At 73.5% G+C, this 25,169-nt stretch carries 21 protein-coding genes and 1 tRNA gene; 13 read left to right on the top strand and 9 right to left on the bottom strand.

Features of this window, described 5'->3' with window-relative positions; all coding sequences use genetic code 11:
- The first annotated feature begins 233 nt into the window (after positions 1–233).
- From ACWDD9_RS18950 to ACWDD9_RS18935, 4 genes are all read left to right on the top strand, one after another.
- Entirely contained in the window at positions 234–2,402 is a 2,169-nt protein-coding gene (locus ACWDD9_RS18950) for an ATP-dependent DNA helicase UvrD2 (RefSeq protein WP_259316914.1), read from the top strand.
- Positions 2,403–2,661: 259 nt separating this feature from the next.
- Positions 2,662–3,117, top strand: a complete 456-nt coding sequence (locus ACWDD9_RS18945) for a hypothetical protein (protein WP_449812114.1) — start codon at positions 2,662–2,664, stop codon at positions 3,115–3,117.
- Positions 3,118–3,287: 170 nt separating this feature from the next.
- Positions 3,288–3,656 carry a WhiB family transcriptional regulator gene (locus tag ACWDD9_RS18940; protein WP_369808359.1) on the top strand — a complete coding sequence of 123 codons (369 nt, stop codon included), beginning with the start codon at positions 3,288–3,290 and terminating at the stop codon, positions 3,654–3,656.
- Positions 3,653–4,051, top strand: a complete 399-nt coding sequence (locus ACWDD9_RS18935; RefSeq protein WP_063780373.1) for a hypothetical protein — start codon at positions 3,653–3,655, stop codon at positions 4,049–4,051. Before ACWDD9_RS18940 ends, ACWDD9_RS18935 begins: the two co-directional genes overlap by 4 nt.
- Positions 4,052–4,245: 194 nt before the next feature.
- Here the strand turns inward: ACWDD9_RS18935 and ACWDD9_RS18930 are convergent, their stop codons facing one another.
- Together ACWDD9_RS18930 and ACWDD9_RS18925 are read right to left on the bottom strand one after the other, a co-directional pair.
- A complete protein-coding gene (locus ACWDD9_RS18930; RefSeq protein ID WP_416875341.1) occupies positions 4,246–5,673 on the bottom strand; it encodes an ABC1 kinase family protein in 1,428 nt (475 codons plus the stop codon).
- 671 nt (positions 5,674–6,344) lie between these two features.
- On the bottom strand, positions 6,345–7,433 hold the full coding sequence (locus tag ACWDD9_RS18925; RefSeq protein ID WP_449812113.1) for a ThiF family adenylyltransferase: 1,089 nt from the start codon (positions 7,431–7,433) through the stop codon (positions 6,345–6,347).
- Between the two features lie 255 nt (positions 7,434–7,688).
- Here ACWDD9_RS18925 and ACWDD9_RS18920 point away from each other — a divergent pair, with 255 nt between their 5' ends.
- A complete protein-coding gene (locus ACWDD9_RS18920; protein ID WP_259316727.1) occupies positions 7,689–8,426 on the top strand; it encodes a M48 metallopeptidase family protein in 738 nt (245 codons plus the stop codon).
- A gap of 136 nt (positions 8,427–8,562) precedes the next feature.
- Here the strand turns inward: ACWDD9_RS18920 and ACWDD9_RS18915 are convergent, their stop codons facing one another.
- Both ACWDD9_RS18915 and ACWDD9_RS18910 read right to left on the bottom strand, forming a co-directional pair.
- Positions 8,563–9,162, bottom strand: a complete 600-nt coding sequence (locus ACWDD9_RS18915) for an NUDIX hydrolase (protein WP_449812112.1) — start codon at positions 9,160–9,162, stop codon at positions 8,563–8,565.
- Positions 9,159–10,682: a zinc-dependent metalloprotease gene (locus tag ACWDD9_RS18910; RefSeq protein ID WP_449812111.1), complete on the bottom strand. Its 1,524-nt coding sequence runs from the start codon at positions 10,680–10,682 to the stop codon at positions 9,159–9,161. Before ACWDD9_RS18910 ends, ACWDD9_RS18915 begins: the two co-directional genes overlap by 4 nt.
- Positions 10,683–10,880: 198 nt before the next feature.
- Here ACWDD9_RS18910 and ACWDD9_RS18905 point away from each other — a divergent pair, with 198 nt between their 5' ends.
- The 4 genes from ACWDD9_RS18905 to ACWDD9_RS18890 all read left to right on the top strand — a co-directional run bounded on the left by ACWDD9_RS18905 (position 10,881) and on the right by ACWDD9_RS18890 (position 14,271).
- The gene (locus ACWDD9_RS18905; protein WP_107086545.1) at positions 10,881–12,041 is read left to right on the top strand and encodes an NAD-dependent epimerase/dehydratase family protein; all 1,161 of its coding nucleotides are present in this window, start codon (positions 10,881–10,883) and stop codon (positions 12,039–12,041) included.
- A gap of 173 nt (positions 12,042–12,214) precedes the next feature.
- On the top strand, positions 12,215–12,655 hold the full coding sequence (locus ACWDD9_RS18900) for a molybdenum cofactor biosynthesis protein MoaE (RefSeq protein ID WP_259316728.1): 441 nt from the start codon (positions 12,215–12,217) through the stop codon (positions 12,653–12,655).
- 290 nt (positions 12,656–12,945) lie between these two features.
- On the top strand, positions 12,946–13,119 hold the full coding sequence (locus ACWDD9_RS18895) for a hypothetical protein (protein ID WP_234348548.1): 174 nt from the start codon (positions 12,946–12,948) through the stop codon (positions 13,117–13,119).
- 42 nt (positions 13,120–13,161) lie between these two features.
- Complete coding sequence (locus tag ACWDD9_RS18890) at positions 13,162–14,271, top strand: YlbL family protein (RefSeq protein ID WP_449812110.1); 1,110 nt, start codon at positions 13,162–13,164, stop codon at positions 14,269–14,271.
- A gap of 161 nt (positions 14,272–14,432) precedes the next feature.
- Here ACWDD9_RS18890 and ACWDD9_RS18885 read toward each other — a convergent pair whose 3' ends face one another.
- Positions 14,433–15,005: a PPA1309 family protein gene (locus ACWDD9_RS18885; protein WP_049655907.1), complete on the bottom strand. Its 573-nt coding sequence runs from the start codon at positions 15,003–15,005 to the stop codon at positions 14,433–14,435.
- 234 nt (positions 15,006–15,239) lie between these two features.
- Between ACWDD9_RS18885 and ACWDD9_RS18880 the strand changes: the two genes are divergently transcribed.
- The 3 genes from ACWDD9_RS18880 (at position 15,240) to ACWDD9_RS18870 (ending at position 20,705) form a co-directional block, all read left to right on the top strand.
- The gene (locus tag ACWDD9_RS18880; protein ID WP_082345984.1) at positions 15,240–18,200 is read left to right on the top strand and encodes a UPF0182 family membrane protein; all 2,961 of its coding nucleotides are present in this window, start codon (positions 15,240–15,242) and stop codon (positions 18,198–18,200) included.
- Between the two features lie 76 nt (positions 18,201–18,276).
- A tRNA-Met gene (locus ACWDD9_RS18875) sits at positions 18,277–18,350 on the top strand.
- A gap of 378 nt (positions 18,351–18,728) precedes the next feature.
- Entirely contained in the window at positions 18,729–20,705 is a 1,977-nt protein-coding gene (locus ACWDD9_RS18870; protein WP_449812109.1) for a tetratricopeptide repeat protein, read from the top strand.
- 49 nt (positions 20,706–20,754) lie between these two features.
- Here the strand turns inward: ACWDD9_RS18870 and ACWDD9_RS18865 are convergent, their stop codons facing one another.
- Positions 20,755–21,168, bottom strand: coding sequence for a Fur family transcriptional regulator (locus tag ACWDD9_RS18865; RefSeq protein WP_049655052.1), 414 nt, complete (start codon positions 21,166–21,168; stop codon positions 20,755–20,757).
- Between the two features lie 104 nt (positions 21,169–21,272).
- Here ACWDD9_RS18865 and ACWDD9_RS18860 point away from each other — a divergent pair, with 104 nt between their 5' ends.
- Positions 21,273–22,748: a catalase gene (locus tag ACWDD9_RS18860; protein ID WP_074001396.1), complete on the top strand. Its 1,476-nt coding sequence runs from the start codon at positions 21,273–21,275 to the stop codon at positions 22,746–22,748.
- Positions 22,749–22,838: 90 nt separating this feature from the next.
- Here ACWDD9_RS18860 and hisN read toward each other — a convergent pair whose 3' ends face one another.
- The 3 genes from hisN to rsgA form a co-directional block, all read right to left on the bottom strand.
- On the bottom strand, positions 22,839–23,636 hold the full coding sequence (gene hisN, locus ACWDD9_RS18855; protein ID WP_049655055.1) for a histidinol-phosphatase: 798 nt from the start codon (positions 23,634–23,636) through the stop codon (positions 22,839–22,841).
- An 18-nt stretch (positions 23,637–23,654) separates the two neighbouring features.
- Positions 23,655–23,978, bottom strand: coding sequence for a DMT family transporter (locus ACWDD9_RS18850; RefSeq protein ID WP_074001397.1), 324 nt, complete (start codon positions 23,976–23,978; stop codon positions 23,655–23,657).
- A 134-nt stretch (positions 23,979–24,112) separates the two neighbouring features.
- Positions 24,113–25,165, bottom strand: coding sequence for a ribosome small subunit-dependent GTPase A (gene rsgA, locus ACWDD9_RS18845; RefSeq protein ID WP_049655059.1), 1,053 nt, complete (start codon positions 25,163–25,165; stop codon positions 24,113–24,115).
- Positions 25,166–25,169 lie beyond the last annotated feature (4 nt).

The raw sequence follows: 25,169 nt of genomic DNA, 5'->3' as shown, positions 1-25,169 counted from the left end.
ACGGTCTCCGGCAGGAACGTCCACCGGGCGGCGGACATTCCGGAGCGCCGTCGACCGTCGCGCGGAGTGATCATCCTGCGATCGCACCGGGCCTGTGGACAACCCCGTCCGCGATGTCCCCCCGGGCTGAGAGGATGGAACGCATGCAGGAAGACCTCTTGAGCGGCAGCCCCTACGACGGCCCCCACGGCTCCCCCTGGGCCGACCCCGGTGCCGACACGGGCCCGGACGCGGTGCTCGCCGGGCTCGACCCCGAGCAGCGCGCCGTCGCCACCGCCCTGCACGGTCCCGTCTGCGTCCTGGCCGGCGCCGGCACCGGCAAGACCCGCGCCATCACCCACCGGATCGCCTACGGCGTGCGCAGCGGCGTCTACCACCCCCAGCAGGTCCTCGCCGTCACCTTCACCGCCCGCGCCGCCGGCGAGATGCGCGGCCGGCTGCGCCAGCTCGGCGCCGACGGCGTCCAGGCCCGCACCTTCCACGCCGCCGCGCTGCGCCAGCTCCAGTACTTCTGGCCGCGCGCCGTCGGCGGCCCCGTCCCCCAACTCCTGGAACGCAAGGTCCAGCTCGTCGCCGAGGCCGCCGGCCGCTGCGGCCTGCGCGTCCAGCGCACCGAACTGCGCGACCTCACCGCCGAGATCGAATGGGCCAAGGTCACCCAGATCGCCCCCGAGGACTACCCCGCGGCCGTCGCCAAGTCCGGCCGCGAGGCCCCCCGCGACCCGGCCGAGACCGCCCAGGTCTACCGCGTCTACGAGGAGGCCAAGAGCCGCCGCGGCAGCATGGACTTCGAGGACGTCCTGCTGCTCACCGCCGCCATCCTGGAGGACCGCCCGGACATCGCCGACCAGGTCCGCTCCCAGTACCGGCACTTCACCGTCGACGAGTACCAGGACGTCTCCCCGCTCCAGCAGCGCCTGCTCGACCGGTGGACCGGCCCCGACGGCGGCGCCAGCCTCTGCGTCGTCGGCGACGCCAGCCAGACCATCTACTCCTTCACCGGCGCCACCCCCGACTACCTGCTCAACTTCCGCACCCGGCACCCCGAGGCGACGGTGGTCAAGCTGGTCCGCGACTACCGCTCCACCCCCCAGGTCGTCCACCTCGCCAACGGACTGCTCGCCCAGGCGCGCGGCGAGGCCGCCCGGCACCGCCTGGAGCTCGTCTCCCAGCGCGAGGCCGGCCCCGAGCCGGTCTACACCGAGTACGAGGACGAGCCCACCGAGGCCGAGACCACCGGCCGCCGGATCAAGGACCTGCTCGCCGCCGGGGTGCGCGCCAGCGAGATCGCCGTGCTGTTCCGCACCAACGGCCAGTCCGAGGTCTACGAGCAGGCCCTCGCCGACCTCGGCGTGCCCTACCAGCTCAAGGGCGCGGAACGGTTCTTCGAGCGCCCCGAGGTCCGGGACGCCGGCGTGCTGCTGCGCGGCGCCGCCCGGGCCGCCTCCGACCCGCTCACCGACGACGCCCCCGACCTGGCCGGCCAGGTCCGCGCGGTCCTGGCCACCCGCGGCTTCACCGCCGAGCCCCCGGCCGGCTCCGGCGCCGTCCGGGACCGCTGGGAGTCGCTGGCCGCCCTGGTCCGGCTGGCCGAGGAGTTCGAGCGCACCCGCACCGCGGCCGGCCAGACCACCGACCTCGCCGCCTACGTCGCCGAGCTGGACGCCCGGGCCGCGGCCCAGCACGCCCCGGCCGTCGAGGGCGTCACGCTCGCCTCGCTGCACGCCGCCAAGGGCCTCGAATGGGACGCCGTCTTCCTGGTCGGCCTCACCGAGGGCACCCTGCCGATCATCTACGCCAAGACCGACGAGCAGGTCGAGGAGGAACGCCGCCTCCTCTACGTCGGCGTCACCCGGGCCCGCAAGCACCTCAGCCTCTCCTGGGCGCTCTCCCGCTCCCCGGGCGGCCGGGCCAGCCGCAAGCCGACCCGCTTCCTGGACGGGCTGCGCCCCGGCTCCGCCGCCCCGGGCGCGCGCACCGGCGCGCGCGGCGGGCGGGGGGGCGTCGAGCCCGGCGAGCGCTCCGCCGGGCGGCGGGCCCGCGGACCGGTCAAGTGCCGGGTCTGCGACAAGGTGCTCACCGAGGCCGTCGAGCGCAAGCTGCGCCGCTGCGAGAGCTGCCCGTCCACGATGGACGAGGGGCTGTACGAGCGGCTGCGCGAGTGGCGGGCCCGGCAGGCGAAGAAGCAGGGCGCGCCGGCCTACGTGGTGTTCACCGACGCCACGCTGATGGCGATCGCCGAGGACGTGCCCGCCGGCCGCGGTGAGCTGGCGGCCATCTCCGGGGTCGGCGCGATGAAGCTGGACAAGTACGGGGCCGCCGTGCTCTCGTTGTGTGCGGGGGAGGAGCCCGAGGAGGATCCGGACGACGTCGAGGACGGCGGTCCGGCCGATCAGGCCTGAGCAGGTCCGAGCGCGGTCCCAGGGGCCGCTCCGAGGGTTTCGGAACCCGTCGTGTGACGTGCCGAAGAACTCGCGTGAAAAATAGTTTGCGCCGCGTACCGGGAGCGCAATAGCCTGCCGGAGCGGTCAAGGGGACGCGGTCGCACGGGGTGAAACCTGTGCCGATGCCCCTCGCCCGAGAGCTTTACCGAGACAGACATCCGAACATTCGGAGCCAGGGAGACCAGGCTCCGCGAGACGCCGAGAGGAGGCGAAGACAGTGGGAAACATCATGATCACCAAAATGACTGGCCAGACCGTTGTCGCTGCCTCCCTGCGTGACGCCCGTCTGCGGGCGCTCGCCGAGCTCGGTGGAACCGGTCTGGGTCTCGACACCACCGGTGTCTCCGCTCCCGTTGTCAGTGGTCTTGGACACACTGATCTGTGCCTCACGGGCGGCAGGAGCTTCGAAGGCACCTTTGTCGAGACCGGTCTGTCCCGTGACTGGGCGTCGTTCGGTACGTCGTGCTCCCTGCGCGACGAGCGACCGACCCAGGCACCGAAGGCAGCAGTAGCCGCCGCCATGCATGGCGGCTATGCGCAGGTCGTCGGTGCCGGAAACGCCCAGAAGCAGAACGAGCAGCAGATTAACCAGGCCATGGCCGCCTTCACGGGCGCCGAGGCCATCCGGATGCAGGCCTTCCGCGGCCCTGAACCCTGGAGAGAACGAACCTGAGCCAGCCTCAGGTCGGCACCTCCAGGGCCGCGGAACCCGTCACACCGGGATCCGCGGCCCTTCTGTTTTGTCCGGTACGCAAGACCACCCAGGCCCTCCGGGGCCTCCGGCCCAGCACCACCAGTCACCTGGGCCGGAACCACTGAGAAAAGACGAGGAAGACGCCCACAGTGTCCACGGTCATCACACCGCCCACCCCGTCCGTACCGCCGACAAGCCAGATCACCAAGGCCGACCAGGCCGACCCCCCGGAGGTTCCTTCCATGCAGCTCAGCTCGATCGAGCAGGCCGAGTCCCTCGGTCTCCCCATCCCCTGCCGCGCCTTCGACCCCGAGGTCTTCTTCGCGGAGACGCCGGCCGACGTCGAGTACGCGAAGTCGCTCTGCGGCACCTGCCCGGTGAAGGAGGCCTGCCTGGCCGGCGCCCTGGAGCGGCGCGAGCCGTGGGGCGTCTGGGGTGGCGAGCTGTTCGTCCAGGGCGTCGTGGTGGCGCGCAAGCGTCCCCGTGGCCGTCCGCGCAAGACCGAGGTCATGGCATGAACCCCGCCCACGAGGCCAGGGTCGTCCGCCGGGGAGAGCAGCCCCCGCTGGACAGCGCCCTCCGCCGATCCGTGCGGATCGCCGCCGCCAAGGCCGACGCCGCAGCCCGCATCACGTCCCCGAGCAAGCACCACGAGCAGGACCACGACATGAACCCCGCCGCCGTCGATCCCACCGCCCGCGCCGAGCAGGCCACCGAACGTCAGACCCAGAACAGGATCCTCGAGATGCAACTCCTCCACGAATCCCTGGCCCGTGCCCATATGCAAGACAGGCTGCACGAGGCCGAGAACCAACGGCTCGTCAGCCGGGTGGCCCGGGCCCGCAAGCTCAGGCAGCGGGCCGAGCGGGCCTCGATGCGCGCCCGCAAGGCGCTCGCCGTCGCGCTGATGTAGCGCTGATGTAGCGCTGATACAGCGCTGATGCAGGGCCCCGCCGGCCCGGAGGGCCCGTCCTCGACAGGCCCCCGCCGGCTCCGGTCCACGGCCGGCCGCCGGTTCGCCGTCGGACCTTGAACCACCCCCGTCGTGCCGCAGGCCGCTCCCCGTCGTCGGGGGAGCGGCCTGCGGCCGTTGTCGCGGTGTGGGGGTCAGTCCTTGCGGACCCGGGCGGGTTCGGCGGTCCTGGCGGGCTTCACGGGCTTCGTGGGGGTGGCGGGGTTGGCGGGTTCCGCGCGCTCTGCCGACGGCCGCCCGGCGAACTCGGGCAGCCACTCCAGCATCTCCGCGCGGAACGGCGCCTTGGCGCCCAGCTGGCAGAGCACCCCGATGGTGCTCAGCGTCACCCGGTGGATCAGCAGGTACGCGGGCGGCAGGTTCAGCTGCTTGCCCAGGTTGTAGGCGGGCGAGCGCGGGTCGGCGATCCGGGCCGCCTGGGCCCGCATCCAGGTCCGGGTGAAGTGGAAGTTCTCCACCGCGGCCGGCTCGATGATCGGCAGCAGGTAGTCCAGCACCGCGTCCGGGTCCAGCCGGACCGAGGGCTTCACGAAGCCCTCCTCGCGCAGCATCCGGAGCACGCCCGCCGCGTCCCCGGCCAGCGCCATCCGCAGCGAGGCCCCGATCGGCGCCGGCAGCCCGCCGGGCAGCCGGTCCACCGTGCCGAAGTCCAGCACGCCCAGCCGCCAGCCCGACACCGGGCCGTCGTCCTTCAGCAGCCGGAAGTTGCCCGGGTGCGGGTCCGCGTGCAGCAGGCCGGTCCGGGACGGGCCGGCGAACAGGAACCGGGCCAGCAGCTGCCCGGCGCGGTCGCGCTCCTCCTGGGTGCCGCCTGCGATCACCTCGGCCAGCGGGGTGCCGCCCATCCACTCGGTGACCAGCACCTGGTCGGCCTGGGCCACCACACCTGGCACCACGATGTCCGGGTCGTCCGTGAACTCCTCGGCGTGGCGGCGCTGGGCCTGCGCCTCCAGCTCGTAGTCCAGCTCCTCCGAGACGCGCTCGCGCAGCTCGGTGATCAGCGGCTTGATGTCCAGCCCGGGGATCAGCGGGCCCAGCAGCCAGGCCACCCGGCTCAGCTGCGAGAGGTCCGCGAGCAGCGCCTCCCCCGCACCCGGGTACTGCACCTTGACGGCGACCGTGCGGCCGTCGTGCCAGACCGCCTTGTGCACCTGGCCGATCGAGGCGGCGGCCGCGGGCCGGTCGTCGAACTCCCGGAACAGCCCGCGCCAGTCGTCACCGAGCCGCTGGGCGAGCGCGGTGTGCACCTTGGCGGCGGGCATCGGGGGAGCGGCGTCCTGGAGCTTGGTGAGCGCCGCCCGGTACGGCCCGGCGACCTCCTCGGGCAGCGCGGCCTCGAAGACGGACAGCACCTGCCCGAACTTCATCGCCCCGCCCTTGAGTTCGCCGAGGACCTTGAACAGCTGGTCCGCGGTGGCCTGTTGGAGCTCGGCGGTGACCACCTCGGCGGAGCGGCCGCCGATCCGCTTGCCCAGGCCGAGCGTGGCGCGACCGGCTATCCCCAGCGGCAGGGCGGCGAGCCGTGCCGTGCGGGTCACTGCCTTGCGCGGAAGATCGCTCACCCCGGGCCTCCATTCCCTGGCCCCCCGGTTCCGGACGGCCGACCATCTCTACGCCATTGTGCCCGCTCCCTGCTGCGTGCCCCTCGGAATTCCGTGGGGCGGGGCGGAGAGTGGCCTCCCTTTGCGGGGAGTTGGGCGGCTTGGTCCGGGGAGGGCGGGGGGTGGGGGCAGGTGGTTGCCGCGCAGGAAGTCGGCTCGGCCGACTTCCTGCGCAGTGTTGTGATGCTGCTCGCTTCCCTCTTCCCCGGGGCCCCTCCCCCCTCCCCCCTCCCCCCACCCCACCCACCACCCACCACCCACCGCACCCACAGCCCACCCACCTCGTACCCCGAGCGGTGGCGCCCCGTCCTCTCTGCCGGTCTGTGCCCGTGCCCGGTCCGTGCCCGTGCCCGGTCTGTGCCCGTGCCCGGTCTGTGCCCGTGCCCGTGCCCGTGCCGTGCCATGGCCTGTGCCTTGCCCGGGGCATGGCACGGCAATGGGAGGCCTCGCACCCGCCCGTGGGGCTTGTCGGCCCCGGCCGGGGGCTCGTCGGGACGGTGGGCCCACCCCGGCCATCGGCTCGTACGGCCGGGTGGGTGCCCGTGGTCCCGTGGGGAGGCCGGAGGCTGCCGAGCCGTGCAGCCGCCGGGCCTGCTCCCGTCAGACTCGTTCTTCTTCTCCTCCTCCGTTCCTCACCCCGGGGGCAGCGGCTGCCAGAGGCAGCCGCAGTCCGGGTGCCCGCGCAGCCGCAGGCGCCGTGGCATGCCGTCCCCGGCCGAGACCTCGCACCAGCCGTCCACGCTCGGTGGGCGCCCGCCGTCCAGGAACACCTGGATGTGCAGGGCCGCCAGGCCGGCGACCGCCGTCGCGAGCGCCGTGTCGCAGGCCGGGGTACGGGCCCGGCCGGGCCCTCCGTCGGCCAGCTGGGCCAGGACCCTCGGCCAGGCGGCGTCCTCGTCCTCCCGCCGCAGCACCAGGCAGTGCCCGCAGGCCGACATCCCGGGGATCACCAGTGGCCCGATGACGCCGAACTCCTCGACCACGCCCACGTAGAGGTGCGGCACCCCGGCCCGCAGCAGCAGCCGGGCCTCGTACGTCCCGCCCGCGAAGGCGGCACTGCCGTCCCGGGGCGCGAGGACCACGAAGTCCGGTGGTGGGTCCCCGGGCCGGCGGCGGGGCACGGGCGCCGGTGGCCGCCCCGCCGCGCGCTGCACGGCCTCCCGGGCCGCCGTCGAGCGCAGCCGGCCGACGTCCCCGGGCGGCAGCCCGGTGGGGGAGCAGTCGCCGGGTTTCACCCGGCCGGTGTCCGCGACCGTGACCGTGCCGGTGCCGCCCGCCGCGAGCACCGCCGCCACGGCGGCGCCGACCCGGCCCGCGCCGCGCACCTCGATCCGCGCGTCGGCCCGGCGGCCCAGGACCGCCGGTGCGGCGCCCGGCCCGGAGTGGACCAGGGAGAGCGAGGCGAGGTCCGGTTCGAGCAGGTCCCGCTGCTGCGCGGGGAAGCGGGCCAGCGCGCGGCGGCCGGCCTCCGCGTCGTCCAGCAGGCCGGTCTCCTCCAGGCCGGTGAGCAGGGTGTCGGCCGGTTCGCGGCCGAGCCCGATGCGTTCTCCCTCGTTCAGGAGCTCCGGTCGGTCGCGCGTCCCGTCGAGCAGCGCGAGGAAGTCGCAGAGGGTCTTGTCGGCGTTGCCGAGCACCCCGGCGAACCGGGTGACGGTGCCGAACTGCAGGGTCTCCGAGTCCCGCCAGCTGCGGGACAGCGCGGGCTTGAGGGCGAGGCGCACGACGATCTTCCTTCCGATCGTTTCCGGACGGCTGACCGCAGCTTGCCCCATCACGCCGATGTCGTGCGCAGAGTTATCCACAGGTCTGTGCTTATGATCACCCCATCCGTTCGCACGCCCTGTGGATAACTGGCCATCCTCCCCGAGGTCGCTTTCCGGACACCCCCCGTCGACTTTTCGTTCCCGATCGCTCCATGAAAGATTCCGGCCATGGCAGCGGACTTCTGTCCGTGGTACCGGGTAACGTCGTGTGCCATGGCAGCCGAGCGGGACTCCCATCCACCGGCGTCGCGTCGGCGTGCCCCCGCAGCGTCCGGGTCGCAGGTCGCGGCGCCGAACACGCGCGGGCGCCCGGACCAGCGGCAGCAGCCGGGGCCGGCCCCGTCGCAGCCGCCGCCCGCCGGTGCCACGGCCCCCGAGGCGCACGACCGCAGCCGGGTCGAGGTGCGCCGCAGCGCCCGCCGCAGCCGTACCGTCTCCGCCTACCGCGAGGGCGACCGCACCATCGTGCTGATCCCGGCCCGGATGTCGCACGCCGAGGAGCAGCGCTGGGTCGCGCAGATGCTGGAGAAGCTCGCCGCCCAGGAGTCCCGGCGGATCCCCGGGGATGAGGCCCTGATGGCCCGGGCCCGCGAGCTGTCGGCCTCCTACCTGGACGACCGCGCCCGGCCCAGCCAGGTCCGCTGGGTCACCAACCAGAATTCCCGCTGGGGCTCCTGCACCCCCAGCGAGGGGACGATCCGCCTCTCCCACCGTCTTCAGGGCATGCCGGAGTACGTGCTGGACTACGTGCTGCTGCACGAGCTGGCGCACCTGCTGGTGCCGGACCACGGCCCGGCGTTCTGGGCGCTGCTGGAGGCCTACCCGCGGACCGAGCGGGCCCGCGGTTACCTGGAGGGCGTGGTCTCCGCGGCCCGGCTGCCGCACATCCCAGGCGCCCGGCACGCCGCCCCGGGCCCGACCGGGCCCGATCAGGCGGCCTCCTGCGACTGACGCCGCGGCGGAGCGGGAGTCGCGGTGGTGTCAGGGTCGGGGCAGCGCGGGAGCCACGGGCGGGCCGGTCCGACCGTAGGAACGACGGAAGGGGGCGCGGGCCGATGTGGCCCGCGCCCCCTTCCGGTGTCGCACCTCAGCCGGTCAGCTGCCGTGCCCGGGCCACCAGGTCGCGCACCGAGTGGTCGGTGAGCTCCGGCATCCGGTCGTAGTCGAACCAGCGCAGGTCCAGCGACTCCTCGCTGATCAGCGCCTGGGCACCGGCCGGGGCCAGCGCGATGTACTGGACGTCCAGGTGGGTGTTCTCCGGCCGGTCCTTGCCGGCGCAGCGCACCAGGTGCCGGTCCAGCTTGGCCGGCACCGGGGTGCCGCCGCTCTCCAGCAGCACCAGGTCGGGGATGCCGGACTCCTCGACGGCCTCGCGCAGCGCGGCCGAGGCGAGGTCGCGGTCGCCGGGCTCGCAGTGCCCGCCCATCTGGAGCCACATGCCGACCTTGGGGTGCAGGGTCAGCAGCACCCGCCCGGCGGCCGGGTCGACGACCGCCGCGCTCGCGGTGATGTGCGCGGGCAGGCAGGAGCGGTACAGGCCGTCGGGCCGCGCGGCGAGGTGCTCCAGGTAGTCGAGCCGCAGCCGCTCCTGGTCCTGGTCGGCGGGCCGCCACCCGCTCAGCGCGCGGACGGCGTCCGCGTGCAGGCCGGAGGAGGTCTCGGTGGCGGGCGTCTCGGTGGCCGTCATGCGGTGGGCTCGCCCTTCCCGTCGGTGCCGTCCTCGTCGGTCTTCGGCTGCTCGTCCTTCTTGGTGAGGTCGGGCTTGCCGGCCGCGGCCTCGCCGAGCAGCTTGTCGAGCGCGTCGAAGTCGATGCCGCCCTCCAGGTCGTCGGCGGAGCCCCGGTGGACGAAGGCGTCCGGGTCGTCCAGGTCGGCGGCGGTGGGCAGCATGTCCGGGTGCTCCCAGAGCGCGTCGCGGCCCTCGATGCCGCGGGCGTCGGCGAGCAGTGCCCAGAGCCGGGAGGCGTCGCGCAGCCGGCGCGGGCGCAGCTCCAGGCCGACCAGGGTGGCGAAGGTCTGCTCGGCGGGCCCGCCGGCCGCGCGGCGGCGGCGGACGGTCTCGCGCAGCGCGCCGGACTGCGGCAGGTGCGGCTCGGCGGCGGCGTGCACGACGGCGTCGACCCAGCCCTCGACCAGCGCGAGCGCCGTCTCCAGGCGGGCGAGCGCGGCCTTCTGCTCGGGGGTGTCCTCGGGCTGGAGCAGGCCGCCGGCCAGTGCCTCCTGGAGCGCCTCCGGGTTGGTGGGGTCGAGCTGGCCGACCAGCTCCTCCATCCGGGAGGTGTCGACCTTGATGCCGCGCGCGTAGGCCTCGACGGCGCCCAGCAGGTGGGCCCGCAGCCACGGCACGTGGGCGAAGAGCCGCTGGTGGGCGGCCTCGCGCAGGGCGAGGTAGAGCCGGACCTCGTCGGCGGGCACGCTCAGGCCCTCGCCGAACTCGGCGACGTTCTGCGGCAGCAGCGCGGCCTTGCCGGCCGGGGCCAGCGGCAGGCCGACGTCGGCGGAGCCGACCACCTCGCCGGCGAGCGCGCCGAGCGCCTGGCCGATCTGGGTGCCGAACATGGCGCCGCCCATCGAGCGCATCACGCCCATCAGCGGGCCGGCCATGGCCTGCATCTCCTCGGGCAGGACGCCGCCCATGGCGTTGCCGACCCGCTCGGCGACCGGGTCCACCAGGTCCTTCCAGACCGGGAGGGTGGCCTCGATCCACTCGGCGCGGCTCCAGGCGACGGCGGTGCCGGCGCCGGAGGGGAACTCGGTGGAGCCGTCGAGCCACAGGTCGGCCAGGCGGACGGCCTCGGCGACGGCGGAGCGCTCGGCCGCGCTGACCGAGCGGTCCTTGCTCTTGCCCTCGGCGGGCTCGGCGACGACGGTCTGGCGGGCGATGTTCGTGGCGAGGTCCCAGTTCACCGGGCCGCCCTCGAAGGAGAGCATCTGGCCGAGCTGCTGGAAGGCGGCGCCGAGGTCGCCCGGGTTCATGCCGCCGAACATCGCGGCGAAGGGGTTGTCGGCACCGGCGCCGCCGGGGCCGCCCGGGGCGCCGGGCATGCCGAAGAGCGCGCCGAAGGGGTTGCCGCTCCCGAAGCCGAACGGCTGCGGGCCGCTGTCGGACTGCTCCTGGTCCTTCTTCTTCTGCGCGTCGTCGGGCTTGGCCTTGCCGTCCTCGGGCTCCTCTGGCGGAACGCCGAATCCGAAGGGAAGGTCGCTCACGGGGTCCTCGATCCGGTCGGCCGTCATGCGGGTGTGGCGGGAAAGTCTGCGCCCGGGGCGGCGGCGGAGTGGGGGACTCGGGGCGGCTCCCGCGCGGCAGGCCCGCGCCGGGTGCACCACCGGGCCTTCGCCTCGGGCAGGATGGACGTACGTGACACACGTCCGTACGCACATAAAGCTAACCGTGGAGGATGGCCGGTGAGTTCCCCGCCCTCGGACGTTCGCTCTGGGCTGACCGGAGGAGAGACCGGAGGAGAGGACGCGTCGGACACCACGGCGTCGCCGCCTCCAGCCTACGGCGGACGGCCGCTGACCGTGGCGGTCACGGGCGCCGCGGGGGTGCTGGGCGAGCGGGTCGCCGCCCGGCTGGTGGCCTCGCCGCACGTGCGGAAGGTCCTCGCGGTGGACGACCGGCGCGGCGACGTGCCGGGCGTGCAGTGGCGGGTCCTCGACGTGCGCGACCCGGCGGTGGCCGAGCGGCTGGCCGGGGTCGACGTGGTGGTGCACCTGGCGATGGACTTCGGCATGGAGTCGGACGCCCGGGCCCGCAGCGCCTACAACGTGCGCGGCGCCCAGACGGTGCTGACCGCGGCCGCGGCGGCCGGGGTGCACCGCGTGGTGCTGTGCACCTCGGCGATGGTCTACGGCGCGCTGGCCGACAACGAGGTGCCGCTGGCCGAGGACTCCGAGCTGCGGGCCACCGAGGAGGCCTCGCTGGTCGGGGACCTGCTGGAGATCGAGCGGCTGGCCCGCCGGGCGCCGCGCGCCCACCCGGGCCTGCAGGTGACGGTGCTGCGCCCGGCCGTGGTGGTGGGCCCCGGCGTGGACACCGTGCTGACCCGGCACTTCGAGGCGCCCAGGCTGCTGGTGGTGGCCGGCTCCCGGCCGTGCTGGCAGTTCTGTCACGTGGACGACCTGGCGGCGGCGCTGGAGTACGCGGCGCTGGGCCTGGTCGAGGGCGAGGTGACGGTCGGCTGCGACGGCTGGCTGGAGCAGGAGGACGTGGAGCGGCTGTCCGGGATCCGGCGGATGGAGCTGCCGGCCTCGCTGGCGCTCGGTACGGCCGCGCGGCTGCACCGGCTGGGCCTGACCCCGGCCCCGGCCGGGGACCTGGCGTACACGATGTACCCGTGGGTGGTGTCCGGCAGCCGGCTGCACGAGGCGGGCTGGCGCCCGGCGCACACCAACGAGCAGGTGCTGGCCGAGCTGCTGGAGCAGGTGTCCGGCAAGCACGCGGTGGCCGGGCGCCGGCTGGGCGGCAAGGAGGCGGCGACCAGCCTGGGGGCGGCCGGGGCGACGGTGGCGCTGGTCGGTACGGCGGCGCTGGTGCGCCGGGCCCGCAAGCGGCGGCGGTTCTGAGCGGCCGGTCCCGATCGGCCGGTCCTGAGCGCCGGTTCCGATCGGCCGGTGCCGGACGGCGGGGCCCGGCCGGCGGGCGGTGCTCTCCCGCGATTTCTCACGATGCGAAATTCCGGAACCGTGATGCGGAAAGCACTTGCCCCGGAGCGTCCCGGATGGGGAATCATGGGGTCATGTCCGACAACCACGACCCCATCCGCCTGCTCGCCATCCGCGACACCCCGCTCTCGCTGGACGAGGTGTACGAGGCGGTCGGCGACGACGCGGCCGGCGGCACCACCGTCTTCGTCGGGACGGTCCGGGACCACGACGGCGGCAAGTCGGTCTCCGCGCTGGAGTACAGCTGCCACCCCACCGCCGAGCAGGAGCTGCGCCGGGTCGCCGAGAAGGTGGCCGCGGACTTCCCGGTCCGGGCGCTGGCCGCGGTCCACCGGGTGGGCCGGCTGGAGATCACCGACAAGGCCGTGATCGTCGCCGTCTCCTGCGCCCACCGCGGCGAGGCCTTCGCGGCCGCCCGCCGGCTGATCGACGACCTCAAGCACGAGGTGCCGATCTGGAAGCACCAGGTCTTCTCCGACGGCGCGGAGGAGTGGGTCGGCGCCGGCAACTGCTGAGGCCGGCCCGGGCGCGACGGAACCGGACCGGACGGCACGGCACGGCACGGAACCGGACGCGGGGGCACCGAGCCGGTCGGAACCGAACGGCACACCTCGCGCGTCCGTCGGGTCAGGCGCGCCGCGGTCTCACTCCAACGGGTCCGTGCCGGCGCTCCGGATACTCCCTGGAAGTGAGCCGATCGGCCGTCCCGTAACCCGGACGGCGCCGGCCGCGTTGTCCGCCGGAGTGGTTAATCTGCTCATAGACACGACGAGCTGGGAGTGCTGGTATGGGTGTGCTCGCCTGGTTGATCATTCCGGTTGTCGCCGTCCTGGTCGCCGCCCTCTGGGCGGGGTGGGCCCAGCGGGCCCCGCGGGCCACCGGCGATCCGGCCTCACTCGCCGAACACCGGCGCTTCATGGCCGCGATGGAACGCACCACCGCGGGCGCCGCCGCCCCGGGTGAGGGCTCCGGCCGGTAGCCCGGCGGGCGCCGCTTCAGGCACGTCCCGTACTGTCGAGGCATGCCACGCCGCTCCGCGACGATGCTCGCTGCCACCCTGCTGCTCATAGCGCTGCTCTGCGTCTCGGTGCTGATGAAGGTGCCGTACACGGAGATGAGCCCGGGGCCGACGTACAACACGCTCGGCAACCAGGGCGGCAAGCCGGTGATCAGCATCAGCGGGCACGAGTCGTACCCGACGACCGGGCGCCTCAACATGACCACCGTCCAGGTCACCGGGGCCAAGTACGAGCCCAGCCTGGTCAACGCGGTGGTCGGCTGGCTGCGGGACGACGTGCTGGTGGTGCCGCACGACAACGTCTACCCCAAGGGGCAGTCGGACGCGGACGCCAAGAAGCAGAACGCCGAGGAGTTCGCCTCCTCCGAGGACAGCGCCCGCACCGCGGCGCTCAAGCAGCTGGGCGTGCCGGTCGGCAGCGAGCTGATCGTGAAGTCGGTCACCGCGGGCGCCCCGGCCGAGGGCCGGCTGCACGCGGGCGACCAGATCGTGGCCGTGGACGGCGTCCCGGCCGGCTCGGTCGAGCAGGTGGTCGCGGCGGTCACCAAGCACAAGCCGGGCGAGTCGGCGGTCTTCACCGTCGTGCCGCGGGTCAAGGACGCGAACGGCGTCGCCACGGCGGGCGGGAAGACCGACGTCACCGTCCCGACCGTCCGGGCCAAGGACCTCGACCCGAAGGCCCCCGCCGAGCGGGCGGAGCTCGCGGTGGTGGGCATCGGCACCGGGATCCGGCACACCTACCCGTTCCAGATCGACATCGGGCTGCAGGACGTCGGCGGCCCGAGCGCCGGGCTGATGTTCTCGCTCGGCATCATCGACAAGCTCACCCCGGGCGGCGACCTCACCGGCGGCAAGTTCGTGGCCGGCACCGGGACCATCGACGACGACGGCAAGGTCGGGCCGATCGGCGGCATCTCGATGAAGCTGATCGCCGCCCGGGATGCCGGGGCCGAGTACTTCTTCACCCCGTCCTCGAACTGCGCCGAGGCGACCAAGAACGTCCCGTCCGGGCTGACCCTGATCAAGACGGACACGCTGGACAGCGCGCTGAAGTCGCTGGAGCAGGTCCGCTCCGGGCAGACCTCCGCGCTGCCGTCCTGCGCCGCCAAGTAGCGGCCGGGCAGTCGCCGAGCAGCGGCCGGGTAGTCACCGGGCAGTCGGCGAGCAGCGGCCAGGTAGTCACCGGGTAGCCGCCGGGCAGCGGTCGGGCCGTCGGCACGGGGCCTGCCGGGCAGCCGCCGGGGCGGCCGCCCGGGAACGTCGGCGGGAAGGCGTCAGGCGAAGGTCGCCAGCAGCGCGTCGGTCAGGCCGGGCACCAGGTCGGGGCCGGTCAGCACCTCGCGGGCGACGTCCTTGGAGCGCAGCCGCAGCGCGATCTCCTTCTTGCCGCCGCGGAGCACCGCGGCGGTGATCCGCACCTCCTCGCGCTTGGGGTGGTTGGCCACCCACTCGGCGAGCTGGGCGTCGGAGGCGCCGCGCGGGCGGGACTGCTCGGCGCCCGGGGGCAGCATGAGGCGCTCGACGACCAGGGCGCAGCCGGCCACGGAGTCGGGCCAGGCGATGGTGCCGAGGAACTTGTCGAGCTCCATGCCGGCCGGCAGCTCGTCCTGCTCGATCGGGGTCAGGCCGGGCTCGTCGCCGTCGGCGAGGCCGAGCTGCTTGGCGATCTTCGGGTTGGCCTTGCGCAGGGCGGCGCTGTCCACCAGGGCGAACAGCCGGGCCGGGAGGTCCCAGCCGAGGGTGGAGGCGTACTCGTCGATCTCCAGCGCGGCCCGGGTCAGCGGGGTGGCGGCCGGGAGCTTGGAGACGTCGTCGGGGGAGTTGTTCAGATCAGACGCGTCGGACATGCCTCAATCCTCACACGCCGGGCGGGGCGCGCTCGCCGGAAGGCCGCCGGGGGCGGTCGGGGGGTCGTCGCGGGCCGTCGGGAGGGCCGGGGGAGCCGTGGCGGGGACGGCCGGCGGCGGGCGGTCGTCGTAACCGTCTGCTAACGGTGGGAACTCGGCCAAAGCCTGGTTAAGTTGCTCTGACGACCGACCCCATTCAGACGACACAGCCGAGGTGCCACCGTGGTCTTCCAGATGCCCGAACGCTCAGGGCCGGGTTTCCGGCGCAGGGTAGGCCCGCCCTCCCGGCGGGCGCGGGTGGCCCTGCTGACCCTGGGCGTGCTCGCGGTGCTCTTCCTGCTGTTCGTCATGTTCGCGGGCTTCTGGACGGACTGGCTGTGGTTCAGGTCGGTCCACTTCTCCTCGGTGTTCACCACCCAGCTGTGGACGAAGATCGGCCTGTTCGGGGTGTTCGGCCTGCTGATGGCGGTGATCGTCGGCTTCAACATCTGGCTGGCGCACCGGCTGAGGCCGCCGCTGTCGGCGATGTCGGTGGAGCAGCAGAGCCTGGACCGCTACCGGTCGGGCCTGGCGCCGTTCAAGCGCTGGGCGCTGATCGGGGTCTCGCTGGTGATCGGCCTGGTGGCCGGCGCCGCGGCCTCGGGCCAGTGGCGGACCTGGCTGATGTGGACGAACGCGACGTCCTTCGGTGAGAAGGACTCGCAGTTCGGCATGGACGTCTCGTTCTACGCCTTCGACCTGCCGTTCTACGAGTTCGTGCTGGGCTTCGCGTTCAGCGCGGTGATCGTCTCGCTGCTGACCTCGGCGCTGGTGCACTACCTGTACGGCGGGCTGCGGCTGCAGGGCCCGGGGCGCCGGGCGAGCGCGGGCGCGCAGGGGCACCTGGCGGTGCTGCTGGGCGTGTTCGTGCTGCTGAAGGCCGTCGCGTACTGGCTGGACCGGTACGCGCTGGCGGTGAAGACCGGCTCGTACAAGGGCGTCTCGGGCTGGACGGGTCTGCGCTACGTGGACGCCAACGCGTTCCTGCCGGCCAAGACCATCCTGTTCTTCGTCGCGATCATCTGCGCGGTGCTGTTCTTCCTGACCCCGATCCGCCGCACCTGGGCCCCGGCCCTGATCGGCCTGGGGCTGATGGTGCTGTCGGCGGTGCTGATCGGCGGGCTGTACCCGGCGATCGTGCAGCAGTTCCAGGTCAAGCCGAACGAGCAGGCCAAGGAGACGCCGTACATCCAGAAGAACATCGACGCCACCCGCCAGGCGTACGGGATCGCGGACGCGCAGACCACCCAGTACACCCCGCAGGGCACGACCAACGCCGACGCGCTCAAGCCGGACGCGCAGACCATCGCGGACATCCGGCTGCTGGACCCGAACGTCGTCTCGCCGGCGTTCCAGTCGCTGGAGCAGCAGCGCAACTACTACGCCTTCCCGAACACGCTGGACGTGGACCGCTACGGCACCGGGCAGGACAAGCAGGACAGCGTGATCGGCCTGCGCGAGCTCGACCTCAACGGCGTGCAGCGCAACTGGATCAACGACCACTTCAAGTACACCCACGGCTACGGCGCGGTGGTCGCCAAGGGCAACCAGGTCGACGACAAGGGCCAGCCGGTGTTCACCGAGTCGGGCCTGCCGGCCACCGGCACGCTGGGCGACTACCAGCAGCGGATCTACTACGGCGAGAAGACCACCACGTACTCGATCGTCGGCGGCGCCAACAAGGAGATCGACTACACCGATCCCAAGACCGGCCAGAACGCCGAGTACACCTACTCCGGCGGCAGCGGCGTCTCGCTGGACAACCCGCTGACCCGGGCCGCGTACGCGGTGCGCTTCACGGAGCCGCAGATCCTCTACGCGGGGGCCATCACCGACGGCGCCAAGGTGATCTACAACCGCACGCCGAAGGAGCGGGTGGAGAAGGTCGCGCCGTGGCTGTCGATCGACGCCGACCCGTACCCGGTGGTGCAGGACGGCCGCGTGGTCTGGGTGCTGGACGGCTACACCACCTCGGACGGCTTCCCGTTCTCCTCGAAGACGACGCTGGGCGCCGCCACCAAGGACTCGCTGACCAACCAGCGCGGTGAGCTGCTGACCGCCGCCAACCAGGTCAACTACATCCGCAACTCGGTCAAGGCCACGGTGGACGCCTACACCGGCGAGGTGAAGCTCTACCAGTGGGACGACAAGGACCCGGTCCTGAAGACCTGGATGAAGGCCTTCCCGGGCACCGTCGAGCCGAAGGCGGACATCCCGCAGACGCTGCTGCCGCACCTGCGCTACCCGCAGGACATGTTCAAGGTGCAGCGCGACCTGCTCGGCCAGTACCACGTCACCGACGCCAACTCCTTCTTCAACGGCAGTGACATCTGGCAGGTCCCGGTGGACCCGAGCAGCGACACCAAGCAGGTCCAGCCGCCGTACTACGTGACGGTGCGGATGCCGGACACGAACACCGCGAACTTCTCGCTCACCAGCACCTTCGTGCCCAACCAGCGGCCCAACCTGGCGGCCTTCATGGCCGTCAACGCGGACCCGGGGGACGACTACGGGAAGATCCGCATCCTGAAGATGACGGGCGAGAGCGGCGCCCCCGGCCCCGGCCTGGTGCAGTCGAAGTTCAACTCCCGCCAGGAGGTGGCCAACCAGATCTTCGCCCTGAAGAGCGGCGGGGACGCCGAGCTGGAGTACGGCAACCTGCTGACCCTGCCGGTCGGCGGCGGGCTGCTCAACATCGAGCCGGTGTACGTGCGCGGTCGCGGTGCCAAGTACCCGACGATGCAGAAGGTCCTGGCGGTGTACGGGGACGACAACGTGGCGTTCGAGGACACCCTGGAGGCCGCGCTGAAGAAGGTGTTCGGCGGGGCGCCCCCGTCGACCACCCCGATCGTGCCGTCCACGCCGGGCACCGGGACCGCTCCGACCACCACCCCGACGGCGCCCGCGACGCCGGCGCCGGGCGGGACGATCTCGCCGGAGCTCCAGAAGGCGCTCTCGGACGCGGAGAAGGCGTACGGCGACAGCCAGACCGCGTTCAAGAACGGCGACTGGGTGGCCTACGGCAACGCCCAGAAGGCGCTCGGCGACGCCCTGAAGGCCGCGGAGGCCGCCCGTGGCGGCAGCCCGGCGCCGGCCCCGGCCGGCACTCCCGCCCCGGGCGCCACCGGCGGCGGATCGCCCAGCCCGCAGCCGTAGTCCGCGGAGGCGGCCGCTGAGCTGCGGTAACCGTTTTCCGTTCCACCCCGCGCCCGTGCTATGGTTTAACCACCGACGCGGGGTGGAGCAGCTCGGTAGCTCGCTGGGCTCATAACCCAGAGGTCGCAGGTTCAAATCCTGTCCCCGCTACAAAGGCCAGAGGCCCGGAGGATTCTTCCTCCGGGCCTCTGGTGTTTCCCGCGCCGCTCCCGGGCCATTCTCGTCCGGAAGTGGCGGGAACCGCTCCGGTACTATCGACCGTCGCCAAGGAGGACGGCAGCGGGGTTTGTGGGGTTGACGTGTCGGGAAATCGACAAAGCGCCGAAGCAATTTCGTCGGCTTCGGGTCGGCCCCGCCGGAATTCGGCCGGGGCAGGTGTACGCGGGTACTGGGTGATGCGACGATGGGACACATGGGGGACGGTGCGCGGCCGCTGACCGGCCGTCGGGTCCGGCGCCTCCCCTGGGAGTCCCCCCGGACGCACGCCGGGGCACGATGCCGCGACACTCTGGGGGAGCGGGAGTCGGCATGAGGCTGATCGGCAAGTCAGGCGCCAGGTCCTCGGCGGCCGCCGAGGCGGACACCGACGCCTGGGCGGAGAGCGCCGAGCGTACGGCCAACCACCCCGGAGCCCTGCCCGCCCAGCGCACCAGCGGACTGTCCGAGCGCCCCCCGACCCAGGGCTACGGGCCCGACAGCCTCGTCCACGTGTCGACCCGTCAGTTCGCCGCCGCCGTCGGCGCGTACGGGGAGCAGCCCGGCGGGGAGCCGGGCGCCGGCGCCGCGATCGACCCGGCCGGCCTCGACTCGACCAGCTTCGAGACCGCCCTCGCCGCCCGCGAGTCCGCCGCGCTGGAGGCCCGCCACCGACAGGCCGCCGACGGCGGCGACCCGGACGCCGCCTGCCGGCTCGGCACCCTGCTGCTGCGCCGCGGCGAACTGGAGGACGCCGAGCCCTACCTGCGCGCCGCCGCGGCCGCCGGGATGCGCGCCGCCGCCAACAACCTCGGCGTGCTGCTGCACCAGCAGGGCCACCGCGCCGAGGCCGGGCAGTGGTGGCGCCAGGCCGCCGTGGCCGGCAGCGCGCCGGCCGCGCACGCGCTCGGGCTGCAACTGCGCGACCAGGGCGAGGAGGAGGCCGCCGAGTACTGGCTGCACTACGCCGCCGACCACGGCCACCCGCTGGGCGCCTACGCCCTGGGCGACCTGATGGAGCACCGGCGGGACGTGCGCGCCGAGCGCTGGTTCAAGGTCTCCGCCGACGCCGGGCACCGGGAGGCCTCCTACCGGCTGGCCCGGATGCGCGAGGCCGCCGGGGACAAGGAGACCGCCGAGACCTGGTACCGCACCGCCGCCGCCCGCAGCCACGCCCGCGCCGCGCTGCGCCTGGGCGTGCTGCTGGAGGAGCGGGCCCGCACCGACCGGTCGCTGCTGGACGAGGCGGCCCGCTGGTACCGGCAGGCCGCGCAGAACGGGGAGCCGCGCGCGGCCTGCGCGCTGGGCTTCCTGCTGCGCGACTCCGGGGACCTGGCGGCCGCCGCCGAGTGGTGGCAGGAGGCCGCCGAGGCCGGGGACGGCAACGCCGCCAACGCGCTGGGGGCGCTGCACGCGAGCCGCGGCGAGGCCGCCGCGGCCGAGCGCTGGTACCGGGCCGCGCTGGACGCGGGCGACCAGAACGGCGCCTTCAACCTCGGCCTGCTCTGCGCCGGCACCGGCCGCGAGCAGCAGGCCGAGCAGTGGTACCGCCGGGCGGCGTACGCCGGGCACCGGGAGGCCTGCAACGCGCTGGCCGTGGTGCTGCTGCAGCGCGGCGACGAGTCCGGCGCCCAGCCCTGGTTCTCCAAGGCGGCCGAGGCCGGCAGCGTGGACGGGGCGTTCAACCTCGGCGTGCTGCACGCCGGGCGCGGCGAGCAGCAGCAGGCCCAGGAGTGGTACGCGCGGGCCGCGGCCGAGGGGCACGGCGAGGCGGCCCTGCAGCTCGCGGTCGTCCAGGAGCAGCGCGGCAACCTGGGCGGGGCGCTGGAGCGCTACCGGCAGGCGGCGGCCGGTGGCTCGGCCGAGGGCGCGTTCCGGCTGGCCTCGCTGCTGGACCGGCGCGGGGACGCGGACGCCGAGGCCGAGCACTGGTACGCGCTGGCGGCCGACGCCGGGCACCGCCGGGCGCAGGTGCGGATGGGCGTGCGGGCGGCCGAGCGCGGGGCGCTGGAGATCGCCGAGAGCTGGTACCGGCGGGCCGCCGAGGCGGGCAGCCGCAGCGCCGCGTTCAACCTGGGGCTGCTGCTGGCCCGGCAGGACAGCGAGGCCGAGGCGATGCTCTGGTACACCCGGGCCGCCGACGCCGGGCACGGCCGGGCGGCGCTGCGCCTGGCACTGCTGGCGCTGCGCCGCGGGGAGCCGATGCAGGCGGAGAACTGGTGCCGGCGGGCGATCGACTCCGGGCCGGCCGAGGTGGCGGAGCGGGCCGGGCGGCTGCTGGGCGCGCTGAACGCGGAGTTGAGCGCGTAGCCGGACGCCGGGCAACCGGACGGTCGGGCTGCTGCGGACAACCGGCGGGCTAGGGGCGGCAGTTCGGGCACAGGCCGCGGTAGGTGACCTCGGCGGCGGTGACGGTGAAGCCGAAGCGCTCGGCGGCGGGGAGGGCGGCGAGCGGGTCGCCCTGCGGCTGGACGTCGCGGATCGCGCCGCAGCCCGAGCAGATCAGGTGCTGGTGGGCGCGGTGGGCGTTGGGGTCGTAGCGCTTGGCGCGGCCGTCGGCGGCGACCTCCAGGACCTCGCCGAGGGCGACGAGTTCGCCGAGCGTGTTGTAGACGGTGGCGCGGCTGATCTCCGGCAGTCGGGTCGTCGCGCGGGCGTGCACCTCGTCCGCGGTGAGGTGGACGTGTTCGCCGTCCAGGACCTCGGCCACGACCCGGCGCTGCGAGGTCAGCCGCCAGCCTCTCGCGCGCAGTCTCTCCAGCAGGTCGCTCATGCCCTCCAGAGTAGGTCACCCTCCGAGATTGGTTCCAGTATTGACTTGGACAAAGTCCAAGTTAGGATCGTGTCATCACGACCGGATACCGCGGAGGCACTCCCATGACGACCCAGGACGAGCTGCGCCCGACCCTGACCACGGAGGCGGGTGCCCCCGTCGCCGACAACCAGAACACCGAGACGGCGGGCCCCGGGGGCCCGGCGCTCATCCAGGACCAGCTGCTGTTCGAGAAGCTCGCGCACTTCAACCGCGAGCGGATCCCGGAGCGCGTGGTGCACGCCCGCGGCGCCGGCGCGTACGGCACCTTCACCGTGACCGCCGACCTGACGCCCTGGACCCGGGCGGCGTTCCTCTCCGAGGTCGGCAAGCAGACCGAGACGTTCCTGCGCTTCTCCACGGTGGCGGGCAACCTCGGCGCGGCCGACGCGGTGCGCGACCCGCGCGGCTTCGCGCTGAAGTTCTACACCGAGGAGGGCAACTACGACCTCGTCGGCAACAACACCCCGGTGTTCTTCATCAAGGACGCCATCAAGTTCCCCGACTTCATCCACACCCAGAAGCGCGACCCGTACACCGGCTCGCAGGAGGCGGACAACGTCTGGGACTTCTGGGGCCTGTCGCCCGAGGCCACCCACCAGGTGACCTGGCTGTTCGGCGACCGCGGCATCCCGGCCTCGTACCGGCACATGAACGGCTACGGCTCGCACACCTACCAGTGGCAGAACGAGGCCGGCGAGCACTTCTGGGTCAAGTACCACTTCAAGACCGACCAGGGCATCCGCAACCTCACCCAGGCCGAGGCCAACACCCTCGCCGGCGAGGACCCGGACAGCCACCAGCGCGACCTGCGCGAGTCGATCGAGCGCGGCGAGTTCCCCAGCTGGACGGTGCAGGTCCAGATCATGCCGGCGGCCGACGCGGCGAACTACCGCTTCAACCCCTTCGACCTGACCAAGGTCTGGCCGCACGCCGACTACCCGCCGATCGAGATCGGGAAGCTGGAGCTCAACCGCAACCCCGACAACGTCTTCGCCGAGGTCGAGCAGTCGGTCTTCTCCCCGGCGCACTTCGTGCCCGGCATCGGCCCGTCCCCGGACAAGATGCTCCAGGGCCGCCTGTTCGCGTACGCCGACGCCCACCGCTACCGGGTCGGCATCAACGCCGACCACCTGCCGGTGAACCGTCCGCACGCCACCGAGGCCCGCACCAACAGCCGGGACGGCTACCTGTACGACGGCCGCCACGGCCGGCAGAAGAACTACGAGCCGAACAGCTTCGGCGGCCCGGTGCAGACCGGCCGTCCGCTGTGGGCCGCGACCGCCGTCGACGGCCTCACCGGCAACCACGTCGCGCCCTCGCACGCCGAGGACGACGACTTCGTGCAGGCCGGCGACCTCTACCGGCTGTTCTCCGAGGAGGAGAAGCAGCGCCTGGTCGCCAACCTGGCGGGCTTCATCGCCAAGGTCTCGGCCGACCGCGAGGACATCGTGGAGCGGGCGGTCGACAACTTCCGCAAGGCCGACGCCGACTTCGGGCAGCGGCTGGACGCGGCGGTCCGGGAGCTGCGCAAGCAGTAGCCCCGCGCACCCGGGCGAGAACGGCGGGCCCCGGTGACCTGCTCCCACAGGTCACCGGGGCCCGCGCACGCCTCGGCCCGAGGATCCGGCTCAGACGCCCAGCCGGCGCAGGGCCTCCTCGTGCAGCAGGCCGTTGGAGGCGACGGCGTCGGCGCCGCCGGGGCCGGGGACGCCGTCCAGACCGGTGAAGCGGCCGCCGGCCTCCTCGACGATGATGCAGTTGGCCGCCATGTCCCACAGCGACAGCTCGGGCTCGGCGGCGATGTCGACGGCGCCCTCGGCGACCATCATGTAGGACCAGAAGTCGCCGTAGGCGCGGGTGCGCCAGCAGGCGCGGGTGAGGTCCAGGAACGGGTCGAGGCGCCCGCGCTCCTCCCAGCCGGTGAGCGAGGAGTAGGAGAAGGACGCGTCCTCGATCCGGGAGACGCCGGAGACGTGCAGCCGGGAGGCCTTGGCCAGGCTGCGGCCGCCGAACGCCCCGAGGCCCTTGGCCGCCCACCAGCGGCGCTGGAGCGCGGGGGCGGAGACCATGCCGACCACCGGGCGCTCGACGCCGTCCGGGCCGTCCTCCAGCAGGGCGATCAGGGTGGCCCAGACCGGGACGCCGCGGATGTAGTTCTTGGTGCCGTCGATCGGGTCGATCACCCAGCGGCGCGGGCCCGAGCCCTGGAGGCCGAACTCCTCGCCGAGGACGGCGTCGCGCGGGCGGGCGCGCTGGAGCACGCTCCGCACCAGCTCCTCGGCGGCCTTGTCGGCGTCGCTCACCGGGGTGAGGTCGGGCTTGGTCTCGACCTTCAGGTCGAGGGCGCGGAAGCGCTCCAGGGTGACCGAGTCGGCCGAGTCGGCGAGGACATGGGCGAGTCGGAGGTCGTCGTGGTAATCGGCCATGCCCGAAACCCTAGCCGCTCAGTGGGCCGTGCCGCTGAGCTGGAGGCCGATGACGCCGGCGATCACCAGCGAGATCGAGACCAGCTTGAGGACCGAACTGGTCTCGTCCAGGAAGACCATGCCGTAGATCGCGGTGCCGGCCGCGCCGATGCCCGTCCACACCGCGTAGGCGGGGCCGACCGGCAGGGTCTTCAGCGAGAGGGTGAGCAGGCCGAAGCTGCCGAGGGCGAACACGCAGAAGCTGATGGTGGGCCAGAGCCTGGTGAAACCCTCGCTGAGCTTGAGGTTGATCGCGAAGCCGGTCTCCAGCAGGCCGGCCAGGACCACCAGGGCCCATGCCATCGCGTGCCCTCCCTGTCGATCGGGGGTCGGACCGGGTACGGTCCGACCTTCCTATGATCGCCAGGTGAGCCCGCTCCGACACCTCGAACGGGCCACCGGCGCCGAACCCGGGGACGGGCCCGGCGCCGCCGGGCTCAGTCGAGCTCGCCCTCCTTGCTGGCCAGCAGCCGGCGCAGCGAGTAGAGCCGGGCGGCCTCGGCGTGGCCCTCGGCGACCCAGGCGTCCAGCGCGCAGTCCGGCTCGTCGTGGCTGCACGCGCGCGGGCAGTCGACGGTGCCGGGCTCCAGGTCGGGGAAGGCGAGGATGACCCGGGACGGGTCGATGTGCGAGAGGCCGAAGGAGCGGAAGCCGGGCGTGTCGATCACCCAGCCGGGGTTCAGCGCCTTCTTCGAGCCCGGCTTGGCGCCGGGCGGCGGGGGCAGCCGCAGCGCCAGGGCGGAGACGGTGGTGTGCCGGCCGCGGCCGGTCACCGCGTTGACGCGCCCGGTCTGCCGCTGGCGGTCCGGGACGAGCGCGTTGACCAGGGTGGTCTTGCCGACGCCCGAGTGGCCGATGAACACCGTGGACAGCCCGCGCAGGTGCTCGCGGACGGCCTCGGCGCCGGTGGTCTCCAGCTCGTCGCGGCGGGTGACCACGTACGTGATGCCCAGCGGGGCGTACGAGTCCAGCAGCGTCGAGGCCGGCGCGAGGTCGGACTTGGTGAGCACCAGCAGCGGCTCCATGCCCGCGTCGTAGGCCGCCACCAGGCAGCGGTCGATCAGCCGGGGGCGCGGCTCCGGGTCGGCCAGGGCGGTGACGATCGCCAGCTGCTGGGCGTTGGCGACCACGATCCGCTCGTACGGGTCGTCGTCGTCCGCCGTGCGCCGCAGCACCGAGCCGCGCTCCTCGACCCGGACGATCCGGGCCAGGGTGTCGGCGTCCCCGGAGAGGTCCCCGACCAGGTTGACCATGTCGCCGACGACGACGCCCTTGCGGCCCAGCTCGCGGGCCTTCATGGCGACGACCTCGCGCTCCTGCTTCGTCCCAGGGTCGACCAGGCAGGTGACCCGGCCGCGGTCGACGGTCAGCACCATCGCCTCGGCGGCGTCCTCGTGCTTGGGCCGGATCCGGGTCCGCGGCCGGGACCCCCGGCGGGCGGGGCGGTTGCGGATGTCGTCCTCGTCGGCGTCCTTGCCGTAGCGGCGCATGTGC

The organism is Kitasatospora sp. NPDC001119 (assembly GCF_053598475.1).
The sequence above is the reverse complement of the archived record's forward strand: the minus strand, read 5'-3'. Positions and strand labels throughout refer to the sequence as shown.